This window comes from Martinezella tropici (genome assembly GCF_003287875.1).
GTDB lineage: Bacteria > Pseudomonadota > Alphaproteobacteria > Rhizobiales > Rhizobiaceae > Rhizobium > Rhizobium tropici_C.
The window spans coordinates 103,719-120,250 of the sequence record NZ_QMKK01000024.1; the positions used below are offsets into that span (position 1 = coordinate 103,719).

At 60.8% G+C, this 16,532-nt stretch carries 20 protein-coding genes; 6 read left to right on the forward strand and 14 right to left on the reverse strand.

Going from position 1 to position 16,532, the window contains the following annotated elements; all coding sequences use genetic code 11:
* Positions 1 to 65: 65 nt before the first annotated feature.
* The 3 genes from DQ393_RS07630 to DQ393_RS07640 all read right to left on the reverse strand — a co-directional run bounded on the left by DQ393_RS07630 (position 66) and on the right by DQ393_RS07640 (position 2,256).
* A complete protein-coding gene (locus DQ393_RS07630) occupies positions 66 to 989 on the reverse strand; it encodes a pirin family protein (protein ID WP_112341166.1) in 924 nt (307 codons plus the stop codon).
* A gap of 71 nt (positions 990 to 1,060) precedes the next feature.
* Positions 1,061 to 1,312: an exodeoxyribonuclease VII small subunit gene (locus tag DQ393_RS07635; protein WP_015339025.1), complete on the reverse strand. Its 252-nt coding sequence runs from the start codon at positions 1,310 to 1,312 to the stop codon at positions 1,061 to 1,063.
* A gap of 2 nt (positions 1,313 to 1,314) precedes the next feature.
* Complete coding sequence (locus DQ393_RS07640; RefSeq protein ID WP_112341167.1) at positions 1,315 to 2,256, reverse strand: histone deacetylase family protein; 942 nt, start codon at positions 2,254 to 2,256, stop codon at positions 1,315 to 1,317.
* Positions 2,257 to 2,423: 167 nt separating this feature from the next.
* Here DQ393_RS07640 and DQ393_RS07645 point away from each other — a divergent pair, with 167 nt between their 5' ends.
* On the forward strand, positions 2,424 to 2,825 hold the full coding sequence (locus DQ393_RS07645; protein ID WP_112341168.1) for an acyl-CoA thioesterase: 402 nt from the start codon (positions 2,424 to 2,426) through the stop codon (positions 2,823 to 2,825).
* Positions 2,826 to 2,884: 59 nt separating this feature from the next.
* Here the strand turns inward: DQ393_RS07645 and DQ393_RS07650 are convergent, their stop codons facing one another.
* From DQ393_RS07650 to DQ393_RS07660, 3 genes are read right to left on the reverse strand one after another with little or no spacing between them, the layout of a single operon-like run.
* Entirely contained in the window at positions 2,885 to 3,442 is a 558-nt protein-coding gene (locus tag DQ393_RS07650) for a biotin transporter BioY (RefSeq protein WP_112341169.1), read from the reverse strand.
* Positions 3,443 to 3,470: 28 nt separating this feature from the next.
* Positions 3,471 to 4,073 (reverse strand): energy-coupling factor transporter transmembrane component T family protein, encoded by a 603-nt coding sequence (locus DQ393_RS07655; protein ID WP_112341170.1) that lies wholly within the window; start codon positions 4,071 to 4,073, stop codon positions 3,471 to 3,473.
* Positions 4,073 to 4,750 (reverse strand): energy-coupling factor ABC transporter ATP-binding protein, encoded by a 678-nt coding sequence (locus DQ393_RS07660; RefSeq protein ID WP_112341171.1) that lies wholly within the window; start codon positions 4,748 to 4,750, stop codon positions 4,073 to 4,075. Before DQ393_RS07660 ends, DQ393_RS07655 begins: the two co-directional genes overlap by 1 nt.
* Positions 4,751 to 4,857: 107 nt before the next feature.
* On the opposite strand from DQ393_RS07660, the gene DQ393_RS07665 reads away from it, so the two are divergent.
* Both DQ393_RS07665 and DQ393_RS07670 read left to right on the forward strand, forming a co-directional pair.
* Positions 4,858 to 6,048: a winged helix-turn-helix domain-containing protein gene (locus tag DQ393_RS07665; protein ID WP_112341247.1), complete on the forward strand. Its 1,191-nt coding sequence runs from the start codon at positions 4,858 to 4,860 to the stop codon at positions 6,046 to 6,048.
* A gap of 85 nt (positions 6,049 to 6,133) precedes the next feature.
* Positions 6,134 to 7,186, forward strand: coding sequence for a dipeptidase (locus DQ393_RS07670; protein ID WP_112341172.1), 1,053 nt, complete (start codon positions 6,134 to 6,136; stop codon positions 7,184 to 7,186).
* 129 nt (positions 7,187 to 7,315) lie between these two features.
* Here the strand turns inward: DQ393_RS07670 and DQ393_RS33365 are convergent, their stop codons facing one another.
* Positions 7,316 to 7,459, reverse strand: coding sequence for a hypothetical protein (locus DQ393_RS33365; protein WP_210209411.1), 144 nt, complete (start codon positions 7,457 to 7,459; stop codon positions 7,316 to 7,318).
* A gap of 48 nt (positions 7,460 to 7,507) precedes the next feature.
* Here DQ393_RS33365 and DQ393_RS07675 point away from each other — a divergent pair, with 48 nt between their 5' ends.
* On the forward strand, positions 7,508 to 8,038 hold the full coding sequence (locus DQ393_RS07675) for a GNAT family N-acetyltransferase (RefSeq protein WP_112341173.1): 531 nt from the start codon (positions 7,508 to 7,510) through the stop codon (positions 8,036 to 8,038).
* A gap of 116 nt (positions 8,039 to 8,154) precedes the next feature.
* Here DQ393_RS07675 and ribB read toward each other — a convergent pair whose 3' ends face one another.
* Positions 8,155 to 9,258, reverse strand: coding sequence for a 3,4-dihydroxy-2-butanone-4-phosphate synthase (ribB, locus tag DQ393_RS07680; protein ID WP_112341174.1), 1,104 nt, complete (start codon positions 9,256 to 9,258; stop codon positions 8,155 to 8,157).
* A 10-nt stretch (positions 9,259 to 9,268) separates the two neighbouring features.
* Positions 9,269 to 10,366 carry a chorismate synthase gene (aroC, locus tag DQ393_RS07685; RefSeq protein ID WP_112341175.1) on the reverse strand — a complete coding sequence of 366 codons (1,098 nt, stop codon included), beginning with the start codon at positions 10,364 to 10,366 and terminating at the stop codon, positions 9,269 to 9,271.
* Positions 10,367 to 10,781: 415 nt separating this feature from the next.
* Here aroC and DQ393_RS07690 point away from each other — a divergent pair, with 415 nt between their 5' ends.
* Positions 10,782 to 11,042 carry a DUF1344 domain-containing protein gene (locus tag DQ393_RS07690; protein ID WP_112341176.1) on the forward strand — a complete coding sequence of 87 codons (261 nt, stop codon included), beginning with the start codon at positions 10,782 to 10,784 and terminating at the stop codon, positions 11,040 to 11,042.
* A 112-nt stretch (positions 11,043 to 11,154) separates the two neighbouring features.
* Here DQ393_RS07690 and DQ393_RS07695 read toward each other — a convergent pair whose 3' ends face one another.
* The 4 genes from DQ393_RS07695 to DQ393_RS07710 form a co-directional block, all read right to left on the reverse strand.
* Positions 11,155 to 11,751: a histidine phosphatase family protein gene (locus DQ393_RS07695; protein WP_112341177.1), complete on the reverse strand. Its 597-nt coding sequence runs from the start codon at positions 11,749 to 11,751 to the stop codon at positions 11,155 to 11,157.
* 17 nt (positions 11,752 to 11,768) lie between these two features.
* Positions 11,769 to 12,587, reverse strand: coding sequence for an enoyl-ACP reductase FabI (fabI, locus tag DQ393_RS07700; RefSeq protein WP_112341178.1), 819 nt, complete (start codon positions 12,585 to 12,587; stop codon positions 11,769 to 11,771).
* Positions 12,588 to 12,709: 122 nt separating this feature from the next.
* Complete coding sequence (locus DQ393_RS07705; protein WP_112341179.1) at positions 12,710 to 13,876, reverse strand: DnaJ domain-containing protein; 1,167 nt, start codon at positions 13,874 to 13,876, stop codon at positions 12,710 to 12,712.
* Positions 13,877 to 14,192: 316 nt separating this feature from the next.
* Positions 14,193 to 14,651 carry an RT0821/Lpp0805 family surface protein gene (locus tag DQ393_RS07710; protein ID WP_112341180.1) on the reverse strand — a complete coding sequence of 153 codons (459 nt, stop codon included), beginning with the start codon at positions 14,649 to 14,651 and terminating at the stop codon, positions 14,193 to 14,195.
* A 65-nt stretch (positions 14,652 to 14,716) separates the two neighbouring features.
* Between DQ393_RS07710 and pdxH the strand changes: the two genes are divergently transcribed.
* Positions 14,717 to 15,337, forward strand: coding sequence for a pyridoxamine 5'-phosphate oxidase (gene pdxH, locus DQ393_RS07715; RefSeq protein WP_112341181.1), 621 nt, complete (start codon positions 14,717 to 14,719; stop codon positions 15,335 to 15,337).
* Here the strand turns inward: pdxH and DQ393_RS07720 are convergent.
* On the reverse strand, positions 15,334 to 16,398 hold the full coding sequence (locus tag DQ393_RS07720) for a polysaccharide deacetylase family protein (RefSeq protein ID WP_112341182.1): 1,065 nt from the start codon (positions 16,396 to 16,398) through the stop codon (positions 15,334 to 15,336). The genes pdxH and DQ393_RS07720 overlap by 4 nt on opposite strands.
* Positions 16,399 to 16,532: the final 134 nt, after the last annotated feature.

Here is a 16,532-nt window from a genome sequence, read left to right on the forward strand (position 1 = left end):
GCGACAAAAGGCGCCGAATTCAAGGTGCTCCCGAACAAGAAACATGTGGGAGTGTTATGAACCCGTTAGCCTTCCGGCAGGGGAATGAACTCTTCCTCGTCGCCCGGCACGATATCGAAGCGGCCTGTGCGCCATTCTTCCTTGGCCTTTTCGATGCGCTCCTTTGAGGACGAGACGAAATTCCACCAGATATAGCGCTTCGAATTGAGCGCTGCACCGCCAAAAAGCATGAGATGACAGCCTTTTTCGCCTGCCTCCAGCGTTATCGCATCGCCGGGACGGAAGACGAGGAGCTGATCCTGCTCGAAACGGTCGCCCGCGACGATGAGCGAACCGGAGAGAATATAGAGGGCCCGCTCCTCATGCGCTGACCCAAAAGGAAACGTCGTATTGGGCTGAAGCTGCAGATCGACATAGAGCGTGTCGGAGAAGGATTTCACCGACGATTTCAGACCCTCGAATTCGCCGATGACAACGCGCCCGGTCACGCCGCCATCGGCGATCACAGGCAGCTCGTCCTTCTCGGTGTGGGCAAAGGAGGGATCGATCTCCTCCTTGTCGTCGGGGAGCGCCAGCCAGGTCTGCAGGCCGGACATGGCGAAAGGGTGATCGCGCAGGTTCTCCGGCGTGCGCTCGGAATGCACGATACCGCGCCCGGCCGTCATCAGGTTCACGTCGCCGGGACGGATCACCTTGGCCGTGCCGAGGCTGTCCATATGGCGGATCTCGCCGTCGAAGAGATAGGTGACCGTGGAAAGGCCGATATGCGGATGTGGGCGCACATCGAGCGCCTGGCCCGGCCGTAAAATCGCAGGTCCCATGCGGTCGAAGAAGATGAACGGTCCTACCAACCGGCGCCGGCTGCTCGGAAGCGCGCGCCGCACGGAGAAGCCGCCAAGGTCGCTGGTGCGCGGAATGATAAGGTTCTCGATCGCATCGCAGGCGAAGGCATCGCCGGCCTGAGGATCGTTGCCTGGGAAGAATGACATGAAGGCTCTCCTTTCGGTTGGGGCCCAACCTATCGGGAATGCGTGCCAAACTCAAATTTCCCGTTTTGATCCTATGCGCCGTCCAGCGCTTCCGTACCCTGTGGCTTGCCGGCGCGGTCGAGCCGGATCTTCTCGATGCGGTTTTCCGCCGCTGAAAGCAACGCTTCGCAGTGCTTCTTCAGCGCTTCGCCGCGCTCGTAGATCGAGATGGATTCGTCCAGCGCCACATCGCCGCGCTCAAGCCGGGCAACGATGCTTTCAAGCTCCGCCACAGCCTTCTCGAAGGAATAGCCCGAAACATCTGCCTTGGCGTTCTCGCTCATCGTCAACCTTTCATCATGCGTAGAATATGCATCCCCGCCGACTCGGCGAGACCTTCCAGATCATAGCCGCCTTCGAGCAGGCTGACGACCCGGTTCTTGGCGCTGCGGTCTGCAACTTCGAGCAGCCGCCCGGTCGCCCAGTCGAAATCCTCGCCCGTTAGGTTCAATTGCGCCAGGGGATCGCGGTGATGGGCGTCGAAGCCGGCCGAGATGATGATGAGATCGGGGCTGAAGTCGGCGAGCGCCGGCAGGATGCGCGACTTGAAGGCCTCTCGGAAATGATCGCCGCCGGTATTGGGAGAGAGCGGCGCATTGACGATGGTATTGTGGGTGCCACTTTCATCCTTCTTGCCGGTGCCTGGATAGAGCGGCATCTGGTGGGTGGAACAGAAGAGCACGGACGGATCGTCCCAGAAAATATCCTGAGTGCCATTGCCGTGGTGCACGTCCCAGTCGACGATGGCGACGCGCTCGGCGCCGTGGGCCTTTTGCGCATGGCGGGCGGCGATTGCGGCATTGTTGAAGAAGCAGAAGCCCATGGCCTTGGTCTTCTCGGCATGGTGCCCCGGCGGACGGGCCGCGACGAAGACATTGTCGGCCGCACCGGAAAAGACGTCGTCGACCGCCGCCATGGCTCCGCCGACGCCGTGCATGATTGCCTGCAACGTCTTCGGGCTGGCATAGGTATCGGCTTCGAGCTGGTTGATCTCGCCGTCGTCGCCTCTGTCCGGCATCGAACGCAGCACGAACTCCAGATGCTCCTCGGGATGCGCAAGCAGGACTGCATCCTCGTGTGCGGCAGGCGCTTTCCGCCGGTCCAGTCGCTCGAAATTCGGATGCTCCAGCGCGATATTCAGCGAGCGCAGCCGATCCGGCCGCTCCGGGTGGCCAGGCGGAACAATATGTTCCAGGAAGATCGGGTGTTCGTAAAGACGTGTGCTCATGGGGCCAATCTATAAATGAGGTGTGACGCCTATTACAGGACATGGACCATGTCACTACAATGTCAACAATCCATCTTAACCACTTTGGCGTGGCGCCGTTTACTTATCGAGGCGCGGTGTTAAGCTTTCATTAAGGCGAGTATGGCGTCGGCCAGGGTTATTGCGTGATGGCGAGAGCAGAACGATCCGATGTCGTCGAGGTAAGGGTGCCGCCGCGCGATGTCGACCGGCACGGCCAGATGTTTGTCGCCTCCTATATCTCTCAGGCAGAAACGGCGCTCTCGAATTTCTGGCGCACCCGGCCGCTGGTCGAGGACGAACCGCTCTACATCGCCAGGAAGGCATCCTGTTCGCTGCACCGGGCCTTGCACTATGACGATCTTGCCCGCTTTTCGATCAGCGTCAACAAGATCGGCGGCAAGTCGATCGGCTTCATGATCATGGTCGAAACCGGCAACGAACTGGCGGCGGAAGTGGAAATTCTCTGGCTCGCGGTCCGTGGCGATGAACACGATCCGGCGCCGCTGCCGGAAGACACGCGCGACTGGCTCTATAAATACCTGACGTAAGTCACGCTGAGACGCACGTCGCTGCCGTAAAACCGCCGCGCATTTTTAGGCGACGTGCCCTAGCTCCGCTGCGGCAGAAGCGGATAGCCGACCATGACGGCACGGCCGACGAGAGCCGCGACGACGGCCTTGATGACATCTCCCGGCACAAAGCCCAAGGACCCGAGAAACGCCTTGCTGAAACCGATATTGATCGTCAGCCAGGCGATGCCGAACGCATAGAGCACGACCACGCCGCCGATGACGGCAGCGATGAAGAAGCCGACGCCCTGAACGAGGCCGCTCTGTTCCGGCTTTACCAGCCTCTCCGAGAAATAGCCGGTGACGAAGGCCGCGAAGATCCAGCCGACGAAGAAGCCGGCCGTCGGGCCGGCGAAGACGGCAAGGCCACCGCGACCGCCCGACAGCACCGGCAGGCCGATGCTGACAAGGACGACCACCAGCAGCACCGCGATCGCCCCGCGCTTGGCGCCGAGCACGACGCCGGCTAGCATGACGCCGAGCGATTGTGCCGTGATCGGAACCGGAATGATGCCGATCGGGATGGGCGGCAAGAGCCCGAGCGCCACGATGATGGCGGCAAAAAGTGCCGAGAGGACGAGATCGCGGGTGTTCATGGCGGCTCCTTCCGAAAAAGATCTATGTTCATTGACGCCGAATGCCGCGCGCGTCAATCGCGGCGGCGATATTGTCCGCATCGCGCAGCGTCAGGATGATCAGCGGCGCGAGCGTGGTCGCCAGGCGAACCTTGATCCCGCGCGCCTGATGCGCCTCGCGGATCGCACGGTAGCGATCGAGGATCTCGGGGACGAACCGGATGACGAGGCCGATCGCCAATCCAATATCGGCGGCCTTCAGCAGGCCGAACTTTTGGAGCGGCATGGCAAGCGCCGTGATCTCGTCGATGAAAGCAGCCATCGATGTCGTCGCCGTCACCGTGGCGGCAAACAATGCGAGCGCGGTCAATCGCAGGGCGGTGACGATGGCGGCGTGCAGCGGGCCGACGAGTGCGGCGAAGACGGCGAGCACGGCAATCGAGATCAGGATCGGCCGCAGCCGCTTCAATGCGTCTCGGATCGGCAGGCCACTGCGGAAATAGAGGCCGGCGCCGACAAGATTTGCACAGGCAAGCACCGCGACGGACTGCGTCAGGAAAAGCAATACGCCGAATGCAGTCAACGTGAGGAGCTTTACGCGCGGCGAAAGCCGGTGCAACCATGTATCGACATCGACATGCAGCGTCTGCATCAGCCTGCCATCCCCCTGTAGCGAGCGATCGCCTCCTCTGCCGGAGCGTCGGCGACGAGCCGGCCCTGGTCGAACAAAAGCACCCGCTCGAAATCCTCGAGCAGGGGCAGATCGTGGCTGATGACGATGATGCTTTCCGGCAGCTCCATCATGGTCTTCCGCACGAGCGCCCGGTTCTTGAGATCGAGCTGGTTGGTCGGTTCGTCGAGAATGAGGATATCGGGTCCGGTCACGAGTACAGAGCAGAGCGCGGCCATCTGCAGCTCGCCACCGGAAAGCTCATGCGCCCGCCGCGCGCCGAGATGGCCGACGCCAAAGCGGCCAAGAATACCCTCGACCGCCGCCTCGATTTGCGTCTTGTCATATCCGCGCGCCTTCAGCCCATAGGCGATATCGTCGCGCACGATGGGCAGGATGATCTGGTTCTGCGGCGACTGGAAGATATAGCCGACTTTTCCAAGCACCTCGCTGGCGTTGCCGACCGTGTCGAGCCCATCGACCAAGACGCGTCCCGTCGTCGGCTTGACGAGCCCGTTGATCAGCCGCGCGAAGGTCGTCTTGCCGGAGCCGTTGAGGCCGATCACCCCGATGCGGCGCTCCTGAAGCGTGAGATTCAAAGGAAACAGCGCAGTGCGCGTGCCATAATCGACGCCGGCGTTGTCGAAGCGGATATCCAAGCGCTTTCCCTGTTCAACAGTGTGATCGCGGAGCTATAGCGCATCGCTTCGATTTATCAAATCAGGGCCTCTTTGAAAGCATGGGAATTTATGCCTATGATCCGCTTATGACGAATCTGCTTTCGAATCGTGATGCCCGCCGCGTGTTTCTTGCCAAACAGGGGCTTGCCAATCCGCCCAACCGCGCCTTGACAAAGGCGGGGCTGCTGCAGCTCATCCATGACATCGGCTTCGTGCAGGTGGACAGCATCGCAACCGTCGAGCGCGCCCATCACCAGATCCTGTTTTCGCGCAACCAGACCTATCGGCGCGAACATCTGACGGAGCTTCTGGAAAAGGATGGCGCGCTTTTCGAGAACTGGACGCATGATGCCTCGATCCTGCCGAGCGCCTTCTTCGTCTATTGGAAGCACCGCTTTCGCCGTGAAGAGGAGGCGATCATTGCGCGCTGGCGCAAATGGCGCGGAGAGGGGTTCGAGGCGGCTTTCGAGGAAACCTACGAGCGCGTGCTGAAGAACGGCGCCATTACCGCCCGCGAGGTCAAGGCGGAGGATCACGTCTCCGGCGGCTGGTGGAACTGGCACCCGAACAAGACGGCGCTCGAATATTTCTGGCGCACCGGCAAGTTCGCCATTGCCGGCCGCACCAATTTCCAGAAGGTCTACGATCTCGTCGAACGCGTCCTGCCGGCCCATTTCCATGAGCCGGAAGTGGAGCATGACGAATTTGTCGATTGGGCTTGCCGCAGCGCGCTGCAGCGCCTCGGCTTTGCCACCTCGGGCGAAATCGCCGCTTTCTGGGATCTGGTGACGCCGCAGGAGGCCAAGAGCTGGGTCGAGACCCATCGCGACGAATTGACCGATGTGCTGATCGAGCCTGCCGGTGGCGGCAAGCCTCGACCCTCCTTAGCTTTCCTCGACTTTCATGACACGCTCGATAGTCACGCCGAAGCGCCGGCGCGCATCCGCGTTCTCAGCCCCTTCGATCCCACGCTACGCGATCGCAACCGCACCGAACGCCTCTTCGGCTTCTTCTACCGCATCGAGATTTTCGTGCCCGAGCCGAAGCGCGAATATGGCTACTATGTCTTTCCGCTCCTGGAAGGAGACCGTCTGATCGGACGGATTGACATGAAGGCCGACCGCAAGGCGGGAACACTGGATGTCAAACGCCTGTGGCTGGAACCGGGTGTCAAAGCATCTTCCGGCCGGCTGGAGAAGCTGGAAGCAGAGCTGGAGCGCGTTGCCCGTTTCACCGGTGTCGAGAAGGTTGTGTTTCTCGACGGCTGGCGAGAATGACCGATATTCCTTGTTCGGGAAATCGCCTGCGGATTGCGTTGACGGGAGAGCGAAGCGGCCTCTGATCTATGGGAACTGCGATCGCATGGACACTATTCGGATTTTCGATGGGCATAACGACGCGGTCCAGTTCATGCTGGATTATAGACCTGACGGCCGCGATTTTCTGGTTCGGTCCGAGGCCGGGCATCTCGATCTTCCGCGAGCACTCGAAGGCGGCTTGGCCGGCGGATTATTCGCGATGTATGCCGCGCCGGAACATAAGCCGGTGGACGATCTGACGATCACCCATGATGGCTACGAAGTCCGCTATGCCGAGGCCCTGCCTCCGGACCATGCCCACCGGCAAATCGACGGGCAGCTTTCGGCCATAAGGAAGCTGATCGGGCGCTCGGGTGATAGAATCCGTCTGGCAACGAGCGTCAGCCAGATCGAGGCGGCTCGATATGACGGCGCCTTTGCCATTGTGCTCCATATGGAAGGCGCCGACGCAATCGGCCCCGATCTCGCCTATCTGGATAGCCTCTATGATGCCGGCCTTCGGTCCCTGGGTATTGTGTGGAGCCGTCCGAATATCTTCGGCTATGGCGTTCCATTCACCTATCCGAGATCGCCCGATACCGGACCCGGCCTCACCGATTTGGGAAAGGATCTGGTTAGAAGATGTAACGAGCTGGGGATCATGATCGATGTTTCCCATCTGAATGAGCGCGGATTTTGGGATGTCGCCGCATTGAGCACCGCTCCGCTCGTCGCCACGCATACCTGCGCCCATGCCATATGTCCGTCGACCAGGAACCTGACCGATCGGCAATTGGACGCCATTCGAGATACAGGCGGCGTCGTCGGGCTGAATCTTGCCGTCAACGATATCCGCGCGGATGCCAATCTTGACGAGGACACCCCGCTCGAAGCGGTCATCCGCCAGATTGACCATCTCAGCGCCCGCATCGGCGCGGATGGGGTCGCGCTCGGATCAGATTTTGACGGAGCGGTCATGCCTCGTGAGATCGGAGATGCAAGTGGCCTGCCACGCCTCATAGAGGCCATGAGCAAGAGCGGATTCGATGAACAGGCTTTGCGAAAATTCGCCTATGATAATTGGCTTCGCGTATTCGGCCGCACGTGGCGGAATTGATCCCAGGCTTTGTCACCTCCCCCTTGAGGGGGGAGGTCGCCGCGTAGCGGCGGGTGGGGGTGATCGTGTGGAGCATCACCCCACCCCGGAGCTACGCTCCGACCCTCCCCATCGAGGGGAGGGTGGAAATCAGCAGATTTCCGTTGTGGCGATCTTGATGCCGAAGCTTTCGAGGCCGACATAGTGCCGCTCAACACTTGCAAGCTGCAGCAAAACCACTTCTATTAGTTCGGATGCAGCGCGTTTCAGACCGCCACCTCTGGTGGAGGGCATGCTCATGGGGGCGAATAGTCGGAGGAGCACCTGAAAACGGAGGGTTCGTTGTCGTCACCAATTCTCGAGGGCAGAAATGTCAGGCTCCGCCCGCCGTGTGCCGACGACGCCGAAGTGCGCTTCGCTTTGGGTACGAATGCAGAGATCGCGGAGATGTATGGCGTCAACAAGGAGGACATCAAGCCCGTCACCCGGGAGGGCGCGGCGCGATGGGTTCAAGGTATTGCCGATCACCTTCACGCATGGGTCATCGAAATCGACGGCGCCTTTGCCGGCGTGATCAGATTGGACAACGTCAATCGCCAGGACCGGCGCGCGACGATGGCAATCGGGATTTATGATCCGGCGTTGCTTGGCAAAGGCTTTGGCACGGAAGCGATTGCGCTTCTGCTGGATCACGCCTTTGGCGAGATGAAGCTGCATCGCATCGGAATACGCGTGCTCGCCTACAACAAGCGCGCCATCCGAGCCTATGAAAAATGCGGCTTCGTCGTTGAAGGAAGGGAGCGGGAGACCGCTTACGTCAATGGCAGCTGGCACGACGACATCATGATGGGCCTGCTGGATCGCGAGTTTTAGGTACCTCCCCCTGGAGGGGGGAGGTCGCCGCGCAGCGGTGGGTGGGGGTGATCGTGTGGGGCATCACCCCACCCCGGAGCTTCGCTCCGACCCTCCCCCTCGAGGGGAGGGTGGAATCAGCAGATTTCCGTCGTGGCGATCTTGATGCCGAAGCCTTCGAGACCGACATAGTGCCGTTCGCGGCTGGTGAGCAGCTTGATCGAGCTGACACCGAGATCCTTCAGGATCTGTGCGCCCAGCCCGATTTCCAGCCATTCGCTGTCGCGCACCTGTGCCTCGGCATGGCTTTCGCGTTCAGCCTGGCGCGCCTTGCGGCCATTGTCGAAATGACCGACACCGACGGAACCTTCGCGCAGGTAGACGATGATGCCGCGGCCTTCCTCGGCGATCTTCTTCATGTAGAAATCGACCGGACGGCGTTTGCCGAACAGATCCTCGGCGACGCTTTCGGGATGCAGGCGCACCGGGATATCGACGCCGTCGCGGATATCGCCGAAGACGACGGCGAGATGCTGCATCGGGTCCCAGGGCAGCGAATAGGTATGGGCGCGTGCCTTGCCGAATGGCGTTTCGATATCGAAGCTGGTGCCGAGCTCGATCAGTGTTTCCTTGCGCTGGCGATAGGCGATGAGGTCGGCGACGGAGACGAGCTTCAGCCCGTGCTGCTCGGCGAATTCGACCACCTGCTGGCCGCGCGTCACCGTGCCGTCGTCATTGACGAGTTCGCAGATGACGCCGATCGGCGGCAGGCCGGCAAGCTTGCAGAGATCGACGGCGGCTTCCGTATGACCGGAGCGCATCAACACGCCGCCTTCGCGGGCAACCAGCGGAAAGATGTGGCCGGGACGGACGAAATCCGCCGGGCCGACATTCGGGTTGGCGAGGTTGCGCACGGTCAGCGTCCGGTCGTCGGCGGAAATGCCTGTCGTCGTGCCGTGCTTGAAATCGACGGAGACGGTGAAGGCCGTGGTATGGGCGGAGTCGTTTTCCGCCACCATGGCGTTGAGGTTCAGCCGTTTGGCTTCCTCGCGCGGCATCGGCGTGCAGACGATGCCGGATGTGTGCCGGACGATGAAGGCCATCTTGTCCGGCGTGCAATGAACAGCGGCGACGATCAGGTCGCCTTCGTTTTCGCGGTCGTTATCGTCCATGACGACGACGATCTCGCCGGCTTCGAAAGCCCGGATGGCATCGACAACACGCTTCTGGTCGTAAGACATTTCGAATTTCCTACCTCTGCCGGCCCGTCTGGCCGCGATCCCTCAGATAATGATCGGCAACGGCGCAGGCAACCATTGCCTCGCCGATCGGCACGGCGCGAATGCCGACGCACGGATCGTGGCGGCCCTTGGTGCGCACATCGACATTGTTGCCGTCGGCATCGATCGACTGACGCTCGGTCAGGATCGAGGAGGTCGGCTTGATGGCGAAGCGCGCAACGATCGGTTCGCCGGTGGAAATACCGCCCAAAATGCCGCCGGCGTGATTTGACAGGAAGATGCGTTTGCCGTCATTGCCCATGCGCATCTCGTCGGCATTTTCCTCTCCGGTCAGCTCGGCGGACGCAAACCCTTCGCCGATTTCGACGCCCTTGACGGCGTTGATCGACATCAGCAGCGAGGCGATATTCTGGTCGAGCTTCCCGTAGATCGGAGCGCCGAGACCGGCTGGCACGCCTTCGGCCACGACTTCGACTACGGCGCCGATCGAGGAGCCGGCCTTGCGGATGCCGTCGAGATAGTCTTCCCACACCGGCACGATCTCAGGATCCGGGGCGAAGAAGGGGTTCTGGTCAACTTGAGCCCAATCCCAGTTGGCGCGGTTGATCTTGTGCTTGCCGATCTGCACCAGTGCCCCGCGGATGGTCACGCCGGGCACGACGAGGCGGGCAATACCGCCGGCCGCGACGCGTGCGGCTGTCTCGCGCGCAGACGAGCGCCCGCCGCCGCGATAGTCGCGGATGCCGTATTTGACGTCATAGGTATAGTCGGCATGGCCAGGACGGTAGCGCCTGGCGATCTCGCCATAATCCTTCGAACGCTGGTCGGTGTTCTCGATCAGCATCGAGATCGGGGTGCCGGTCGAGATCATCGTCTCGCCGTCCTCATCCATCATCACGCCCGAGAGAACCTTGACGAGATCGTCCTCGCGCCGCTGCGTGACGAAGCGCGATTGCCCCGGTTTACGCTTGTCGAGCCAGGCCTGGATGTCTTCGAGCTTGAAGCGGAGGCCGGGAGGGCAGCCATCGACGACACAGCCGAGCGCCGGACCATGGCTTTCGCCCCAGGTGGTGACGCGGAAAAGATGACCGAATGTATTGTGCGACATTGGAAACGACCGGTTTGCTGCAGCCCGATGAACAGACCGCCTTTTCTCTCTTGCAATTGCGGCACACTCATAGAGCATGATGCCGAAAAGTGTAAGCGGTTTTCGGGCGGCTCCGTGCTCTACTTATTTGATTCCAATGCCGGATGATCGAGGCCGGTTCTGCCTTGCTCATTCGGGGGCCAAAAAGCTGGCCAGACAAAATCTTTCTTTTCGCCGCCACGCAAGCGCCGCTCGACGCCGTCTTCCGCCGGGCAGCGGTATGGTAAACAAAGATTAATCCGCACTGTGGATTGTGACGGCGCATTCACCAATTGGGCGAGCGAAGCCACTATTGGGGGCAACTTCCGCCATATTCGGCGTGTTTTCTACACCGCATAAGAAATCACAATCAAATCGACCTGAAGGGTGAACGACCATGCGCTTTTTTGTAGCGACGCTTTTGGCCACGGCAAGCCTGCTTGCGCCCGTCGCAGGCTTTGCCGAAAGCGCCGATGTCGAGGCAACGATCAAGAAAGTCGATGCGAAGAACTTCAGCATCACCCTGGATGACGGCAAGAACTATCAGGTGCCGGAGGATTTCGATTTCAATGGCCTGCAGGCCGGCGTGAAGGTCGTCGTTTTCTACACGGAAGTCGATGGCAAGCGCGTCGTCAACGATCTCGATATCGTTCAGTAAATGCTGGTGCCGCCGGGCGGCCGGCGGCTGGGAAGTTATTCGAGCTCGGGAAAGGTCGTTCCGCCACGGTTTCGCAGATCCTCGCCATCCCTGTTCTCGATACGGAACCGCTTTACATCCAGCCGATGATTTTCATATGCGGATCGACCTTCAGGATCTGGTCCTGATGAATCGGGATTTCGGCGGCCTCTTCCTTTTCGACATCGCCGATCAGGCGAAACAATGTGCGGATGACGCCGCCATGCGTGACGCAGACGGTTGGCCGGTCGACGGATGTCAGCCACGAGCCGACGCGCCAGGAGAGGATTTCGTAGCTTTCAGCATCATCGCCGGGCGGGATGAAATCCCATTTGTTCGCCTTGCGCTCGGCAAGACGATCGGGCTCAGTCGCCTTCAGTTCCTTGAGGGTGAAGCCTTCCCACGCCCCGAACGACAGCTCGACCAGCCTGTCGTCGGTGCTGTAGTCCTTGGGCGGCAGGCCCATGGCGTCCCTCGCGATCTCCATGGTCTCGCGCGTGCGGCGCAGGGGGCTGGCGATGAAGTCGAAGGGCCGGTTTTCGAAGGCGAGGATTTCGGCAAGATCAATGCCGTTCTGCCGTGCCTGCTCGCGGCCGATGGCATTGAGATCGATGTCCCTTTGCCCCTGCAGGCGGCGTTCGGCATTCCAGTCGGTCTGACCGTGACGTATCACATAGAGGATGGGCGACACGGTCAGATTTCCTGTTTTCAGTCCTTCGCGACGGAAATGTCAGGCGCGTCCACGGCCTTCATGCCGACCGTATGGTAGCCGGAATCGACGTGGTGGATTTCGCCCGTGACGGCCGTCGACAGATCGGACAGCAGATAGAGGGCGGAGTTGCCGACCTCGTCAATCGTAACGGTCCGCTTCAGCGGCGCATTGTATTCGTTCCACTTCAGGATGTAGCGGAAATCGCCGATACCCGAAGCTGCGAGCGTCTTGATCGGGCCGGCCGAAATCGCGTTGACGCGGATGCCGCGGCCGCCGAGATCGACGGCGAGGTAGCGTACGCTTGCTTCCAGAGCCGCCTTGGCGACACCCATGACGTTGTAATGCGGCATGACTTTTTCCGCACCGTAATAGGTGAGGGTGATCATGGAGCCGCCGTCATTCATGATTCGCTCGGCGCGCTGCGCAACCGCCGTGAAGGAATAGACGGAGATGTCCATCGTCTTCGTGAAGTTGTCGCGGCTGGTATCGAGGTAGCGGCCGGTCAGCTCATCCTTGTCGGAGAAGGCGATGGCGTGCACGACGAAATCGATCTTGCCCCATTTCGCTTCAAGCGTGTCGATGACGCCATCGATCGTTGCCGGCTCGGTGACGTCGCAATGGCCCGCCATGAAGGCGCCGAGTTCCTGAGCAAGCGGCTCGACGCGCTTCTTGAGGGCGTCGCCCTGCCACGTCAATGCGATTTCGGCTCCGGCATCCGAACAGGCTTTGGCAATACCCCACGCTATCGAACGGTTGTTTGCGACGCCGAGGATGACGCCGCGCTTGCCTGCCATGAGGCCAGTGGATTGAGCCATATTCTGCTCCCTTGAACTTTCGAATGACCCTGCCTATGGCATAGGCCGTTCCCCTGTTCAAGCATCGTAAAGATCATCAACTGTTAGGGATCGTAACAAAGGGTGCTGTTGTCACTAAAATTTCACAGGAAAAGCCCTTCACGCATGCTACGCATCAGATCAGTAACCTTATCATCTGGTTTTTCCCAAAGCATCAGCCGCAATTCGACGACGAGATCACCTTTCCCGCCATTGCCATCGGGCAATCCCTCGCCGGGAATGCGAACGATCTGATCCGAACCGGACCAGGCCGGCACCGTCAGCTTGACCGGTCCGTTCAGCCCCTCGACGGTAGCCTCGCAGCCGAGGACGGCGTTCTCGATGGTGACGGGCAATATCGTGCGCACATCGCTGCCGTCGAGCGTGAAGCGCCCGTCGGTCGACAAATGGACGGTGATGGCAACGTCGCCGCGCAGCATGCCCTGCAGTTTCAACCCCTGGCCCTTCAGATGCAGCACCTGGCCGTTGGCGATATCCGTCGTCGCCTGGAAGCGTGCTTCACGGCCATCTGACAGCGGAACGGTGATCCACCGGCTCTTCAGCATGTCGTCGAGCGTCACGGTGGCTTCGGCGGCAACCTCGGGCGTCTTTTCCGGCGGCTTCTCCTGGACATTGCCGCCGGTAAAGCGGCGCACGAGCGAACCGAGGATGCCGAAGGTGGAGCGTGGACCGGCGGGAGAGGTTCCCGTCGCCAGCAGTTCCTCCTCCGTGTGCATTTCTTCAGCGGCGGTCGCGTAGGCCTCCTGCTGCTTTCCGGCGTGCTGTGCTGCGGTCTCGGTGGTTGTGGCTTGATCCTGTTGCTGCGCGCGGCCCGACTTTACCCCGAATATGCGCTCGACCATATCTTCAGGTGTCTCGCCTGCCGCATTGTGCTGAGCCGATGCTGCGGAGGCGGCTGCCTTGCGCGCATTCGCCCGGGCAAGCTCCTCCATGATCTTCTCGGCATTGGCGCGCGCGGCCTTCGCACGATCGGCAGCCTCGCGCGCCGCCTGGCGCTGCTGCATGATCGTCTGTTCCTGGCTCTGGCCCTTGGCTTCCGCCATGCGCGCGATCTGATCGTAACGGCTGCGCTTCTGCGGATCCTTCAGCGTCTCATAGGCGCGGCCGATTTCGGCGAAACGCTCCGACGCCGTTGGATCGCCCAGATTGTGATCCGGATGCGCGGACTTTGCCAGTTTGCGCCAGGCAGCCTTGATTTCGTCGGCTCCAGCATCCTGTTTCACGCCCAACACCTTGTAAGGATCGCGCATCTTTCCCGCCATTATTCATGGGTATGCCAGGCTCCGTCGCAGCATCCCAAGCAAAAACCAATTGATCGCGCTTCATCCCCTTGCTTCCCATTGGGGGGAGGCACGGCCGATGCGCGTATGAACCGATCCTGCGGGAAGAGTTGCTAATCAGGCGTTACGCCGGGCGGAAACCATCGGCTTCCATTTCCGCACATGGTTAGCCGATCGCTAACGACGAATGCCGAGAAGCCGTAATGGCATGGCGCATCGATCATCCTGCCGTTCGGCCAGGTCGATGGCACGCGGAAAATGAACGCGGAAAAAGAGGGTAAAGCGATCAGCCGGCTTGCTGGAAACTCAGCAGCTGCCATTCGCCCTGACCAACGAGGCAGGTCCTGCCGGAAAAGTTGGCGATGCCCTGGTAGGAATGGCGGCTGGTGCGGAACTGCCGGCAAACCACGCCGGATGCATTGCTTTCGACGATCGTGTCGATGACGCCGGCGCTGCCCGTGGAAGCGTTAGCCCAAGGAATGGACTGGCCGTTGAGCTTGTGAAGATCCGCGGAAGTGACTGCGTTGCGCACCGTGGTTTCGTCGGAAATGCTGTCGGTGGTCACAGGCGCCGTCGGCACCGTGCCGGTCGATACGCTGCGATCGACCTTGGCCGAGCTTAAATAGTCCATGCCACCGCCGACGCAGCCGCCAAGGGTGAAAAGGGAGACAAGGACGACAGCCATCGTCACGCCTTTTGCAAGCTTGCGCTTTGTATGAACGGTCGACTTTGCTATGACTTCCACCCGAACGTTTTTGGCTAGCCAGAGGGGCCGGCGGTTATTGGGAATTGCGGAGTATTTGAACTAATATGTCGGAAAACGAGTTAACAAGCGGTGACTTCACCGAGCAGAACGAACCTTTCGCTCTTTTCGCGGCCTGGCTGCGCGAAGCGGAGACCACGGAGCCGAACGATCCGAACGCGGTCGCCTTGGCAACGGTGGATAAGGATGGATTGCCAAATGTCCGCATGGTTCTTCTGAAGGGTTTTGATAGCGACGGATTCGTCTTTTATACGAACTTCGAAAGCCAGAAAGGTCAAGAAATTCTTTACCACAAGAAAGCGGCCATGTGTTTCCACTGGAAATCGCTGCGCCGCCAGGTCCGCCTGCGCGGCGTGGTTGAAGTGGTGAGCGACCAGGAAGCGGATGAGTATTTCAAGACCAGGGCGCGGGGCAGCCGCATCGGCGCCTGGGCTTCGAAGCAGTCCCGCCCGCTCGAGGGCCGCTTTGCATTGGAAAAGGCGGTTGCCGAATATACCGCCCGCTATGCTATCGGCGACATTCCCCGCCCGCCCTATTGGTCCGGTTTCCGCATCCGACCGCTGTCGATCGAGTTCTGGCATGACCGGCAGTTCCGCCTGCACGATCGCATCGAGTTTCGCCGCGAGGTGCCGGAAGGCGCCTGGCAGAAGGTGCGGATGTATCCTTAAGATCCATGCCGTTTCTCAGGCCCCATCAATCGCATGGGAATGCCGGAGGCAAGTGCCGATGCATAGCGGGGCTTCTGGTAATGGCCGTTCAGCGATAGCCGCGGCAGGAACGTGGCCTCTGTGCCGTTCGCCGGCATGATCGTGCCCGGGCGCGTCGTGACGCCGACGGAAAAGCCCAGTTCTGCCGCGAGCCTGCCCTCGCGTGGCGATACGGCTTCAAGCGTGCCGTAAGGATAGGCGATCGAGATCGGCCGCCGTCCGGTGATATCGGCGACATAATCGGCCGAAAGCGCCATTTCTGCCGCTGCCTCCGCCTCCGGCAGCCGCGACAGCGCGCGATGGCTTACCGTATGCGCGCCGAGCGAGGCGAGGGGATGGCGAGCGAGCTGCGTCAACTCGCCCCGATCCATGATCGATGCGCGGACGATATCGAGCGGTTCCAGACCGTGACGGCGGGCAAGCGCGTCGATCCGGCCGACGGCTTCGCTTTCATCGTGGCCGTGAACGAAGGCGGCGAAGCGGGCAAATGCCGCATGCTTATGGCTTTCCTTGCCCAGCGGCAGGAATTCGTCGCCGGAGCCGAAATCGAATGTCAGCCGATCCAGCCGGACGAGCAGCTCGGCGAGCGTTTCCCACCATATGCTGTGGCTCCGCTCCGAGAGCCCCTGGGCAACGAAGACGGTGAAGGGCGCACCGTGACGGGAAAAGACCGGCAGGGCGTGATCGAGGTTGTCCCGATTGCCGTCGTCGAGCGTGAAGGCGACAAAGGGCGGCTTGCCGGCGGCATTCGCCAGTCGCGCCGGAAGAGCGTCAAGAGCGATGAATTCATAGCCATCCTTTTTCAGCCGCGCGATCGCTCGGTCGAGAAAATCAGGTGAGACCTCGAGATGTGCATTGGGCGTAAAGCGGCGGGAAAGGGCAGGGCGGACATGATGAAGAGTGAAGATGGCGCCGAGGCCGGCAACGTCGCGCATCAGGCCGGCACCCTTCAGAATTGCGGCAGCTTCCAGCCCGCTGGAAATCATCCTGCGCTTGAGGCGGACCTTGATGCCCTGTTCCATGCGGATCGACCCCGTTGACCAACGTCAACGCTCTAGCGCATCCCCGTTAAACCTTACTGAATCTTTGCCATAATTTCCAATGCGTTAATGGTTATTTTACCAGGAACGGCAAAATTGAAGAACTATCGAGGCTG

Excerpts from the sequence above, each read along its gene's own strand:
- DQ393_RS07630 (WP_112341166.1), bottom strand. The coding sequence starts at position 989 with ATGTCATTCTTCCCAGGCAACGATCCTCAGGCCGGCGATGCCTTCGCC.
- DQ393_RS07635 (WP_015339025.1), bottom strand. The coding sequence starts at position 1,312 with ATGAGCGAGAACGCCAAGGCAGATGTTTCGGGCTATTCCTTCGAGAAG.
- DQ393_RS07640 (WP_112341167.1), bottom strand. The coding sequence starts at position 2,256 with ATGAGCACACGTCTTTACGAACACCCGATCTTCCTGGAACATATTGTT.
- DQ393_RS07645 (WP_112341168.1), top strand. The coding sequence starts at position 2,424 with ATGGCGAGAGCAGAACGATCCGATGTCGTCGAGGTAAGGGTGCCGCCG.
- DQ393_RS07650 (WP_112341169.1), bottom strand. The coding sequence starts at position 3,442 with ATGAACACCCGCGATCTCGTCCTCTCGGCACTTTTTGCCGCCATCATC.
- DQ393_RS07655 (WP_112341170.1), bottom strand. The coding sequence starts at position 4,073 with ATGCAGACGCTGCATGTCGATGTCGATACATGGTTGCACCGGCTTTCG.
- DQ393_RS07665 (WP_112341247.1), top strand. The coding sequence starts at position 4,858 with ATGACGAATCTGCTTTCGAATCGTGATGCCCGCCGCGTGTTTCTTGCC.
- DQ393_RS07670 (WP_112341172.1), top strand. The coding sequence starts at position 6,134 with ATGGACACTATTCGGATTTTCGATGGGCATAACGACGCGGTCCAGTTC.
- DQ393_RS33365 (WP_210209411.1), bottom strand. The coding sequence starts at position 7,459 with ATGCCCTCCACCAGAGGTGGCGGTCTGAAACGCGCTGCATCCGAACTA.
- ribB (WP_112341174.1), bottom strand. The coding sequence starts at position 9,258 with ATGTCTTACGACCAGAAGCGTGTTGTCGATGCCATCCGGGCTTTCGAA.
- aroC (WP_112341175.1), bottom strand. The coding sequence starts at position 10,366 with ATGTCGCACAATACATTCGGTCATCTTTTCCGCGTCACCACCTGGGGC.
- DQ393_RS07690 (WP_112341176.1), top strand. The coding sequence starts at position 10,782 with ATGCGCTTTTTTGTAGCGACGCTTTTGGCCACGGCAAGCCTGCTTGCG.
- fabI (WP_112341178.1), bottom strand. The coding sequence starts at position 12,587 with ATGGCTCAATCCACTGGCCTCATGGCAGGCAAGCGCGGCGTCATCCTC.
- DQ393_RS07705 (WP_112341179.1), bottom strand. The coding sequence starts at position 13,876 with ATGCGCGATCCTTACAAGGTGTTGGGCGTGAAACAGGATGCTGGAGCC.
- pdxH (WP_112341181.1), top strand. The coding sequence starts at position 14,717 with ATGTCGGAAAACGAGTTAACAAGCGGTGACTTCACCGAGCAGAACGAA.
- DQ393_RS07720 (WP_112341182.1), bottom strand. The coding sequence starts at position 16,398 with ATGGAACAGGGCATCAAGGTCCGCCTCAAGCGCAGGATGATTTCCAGC.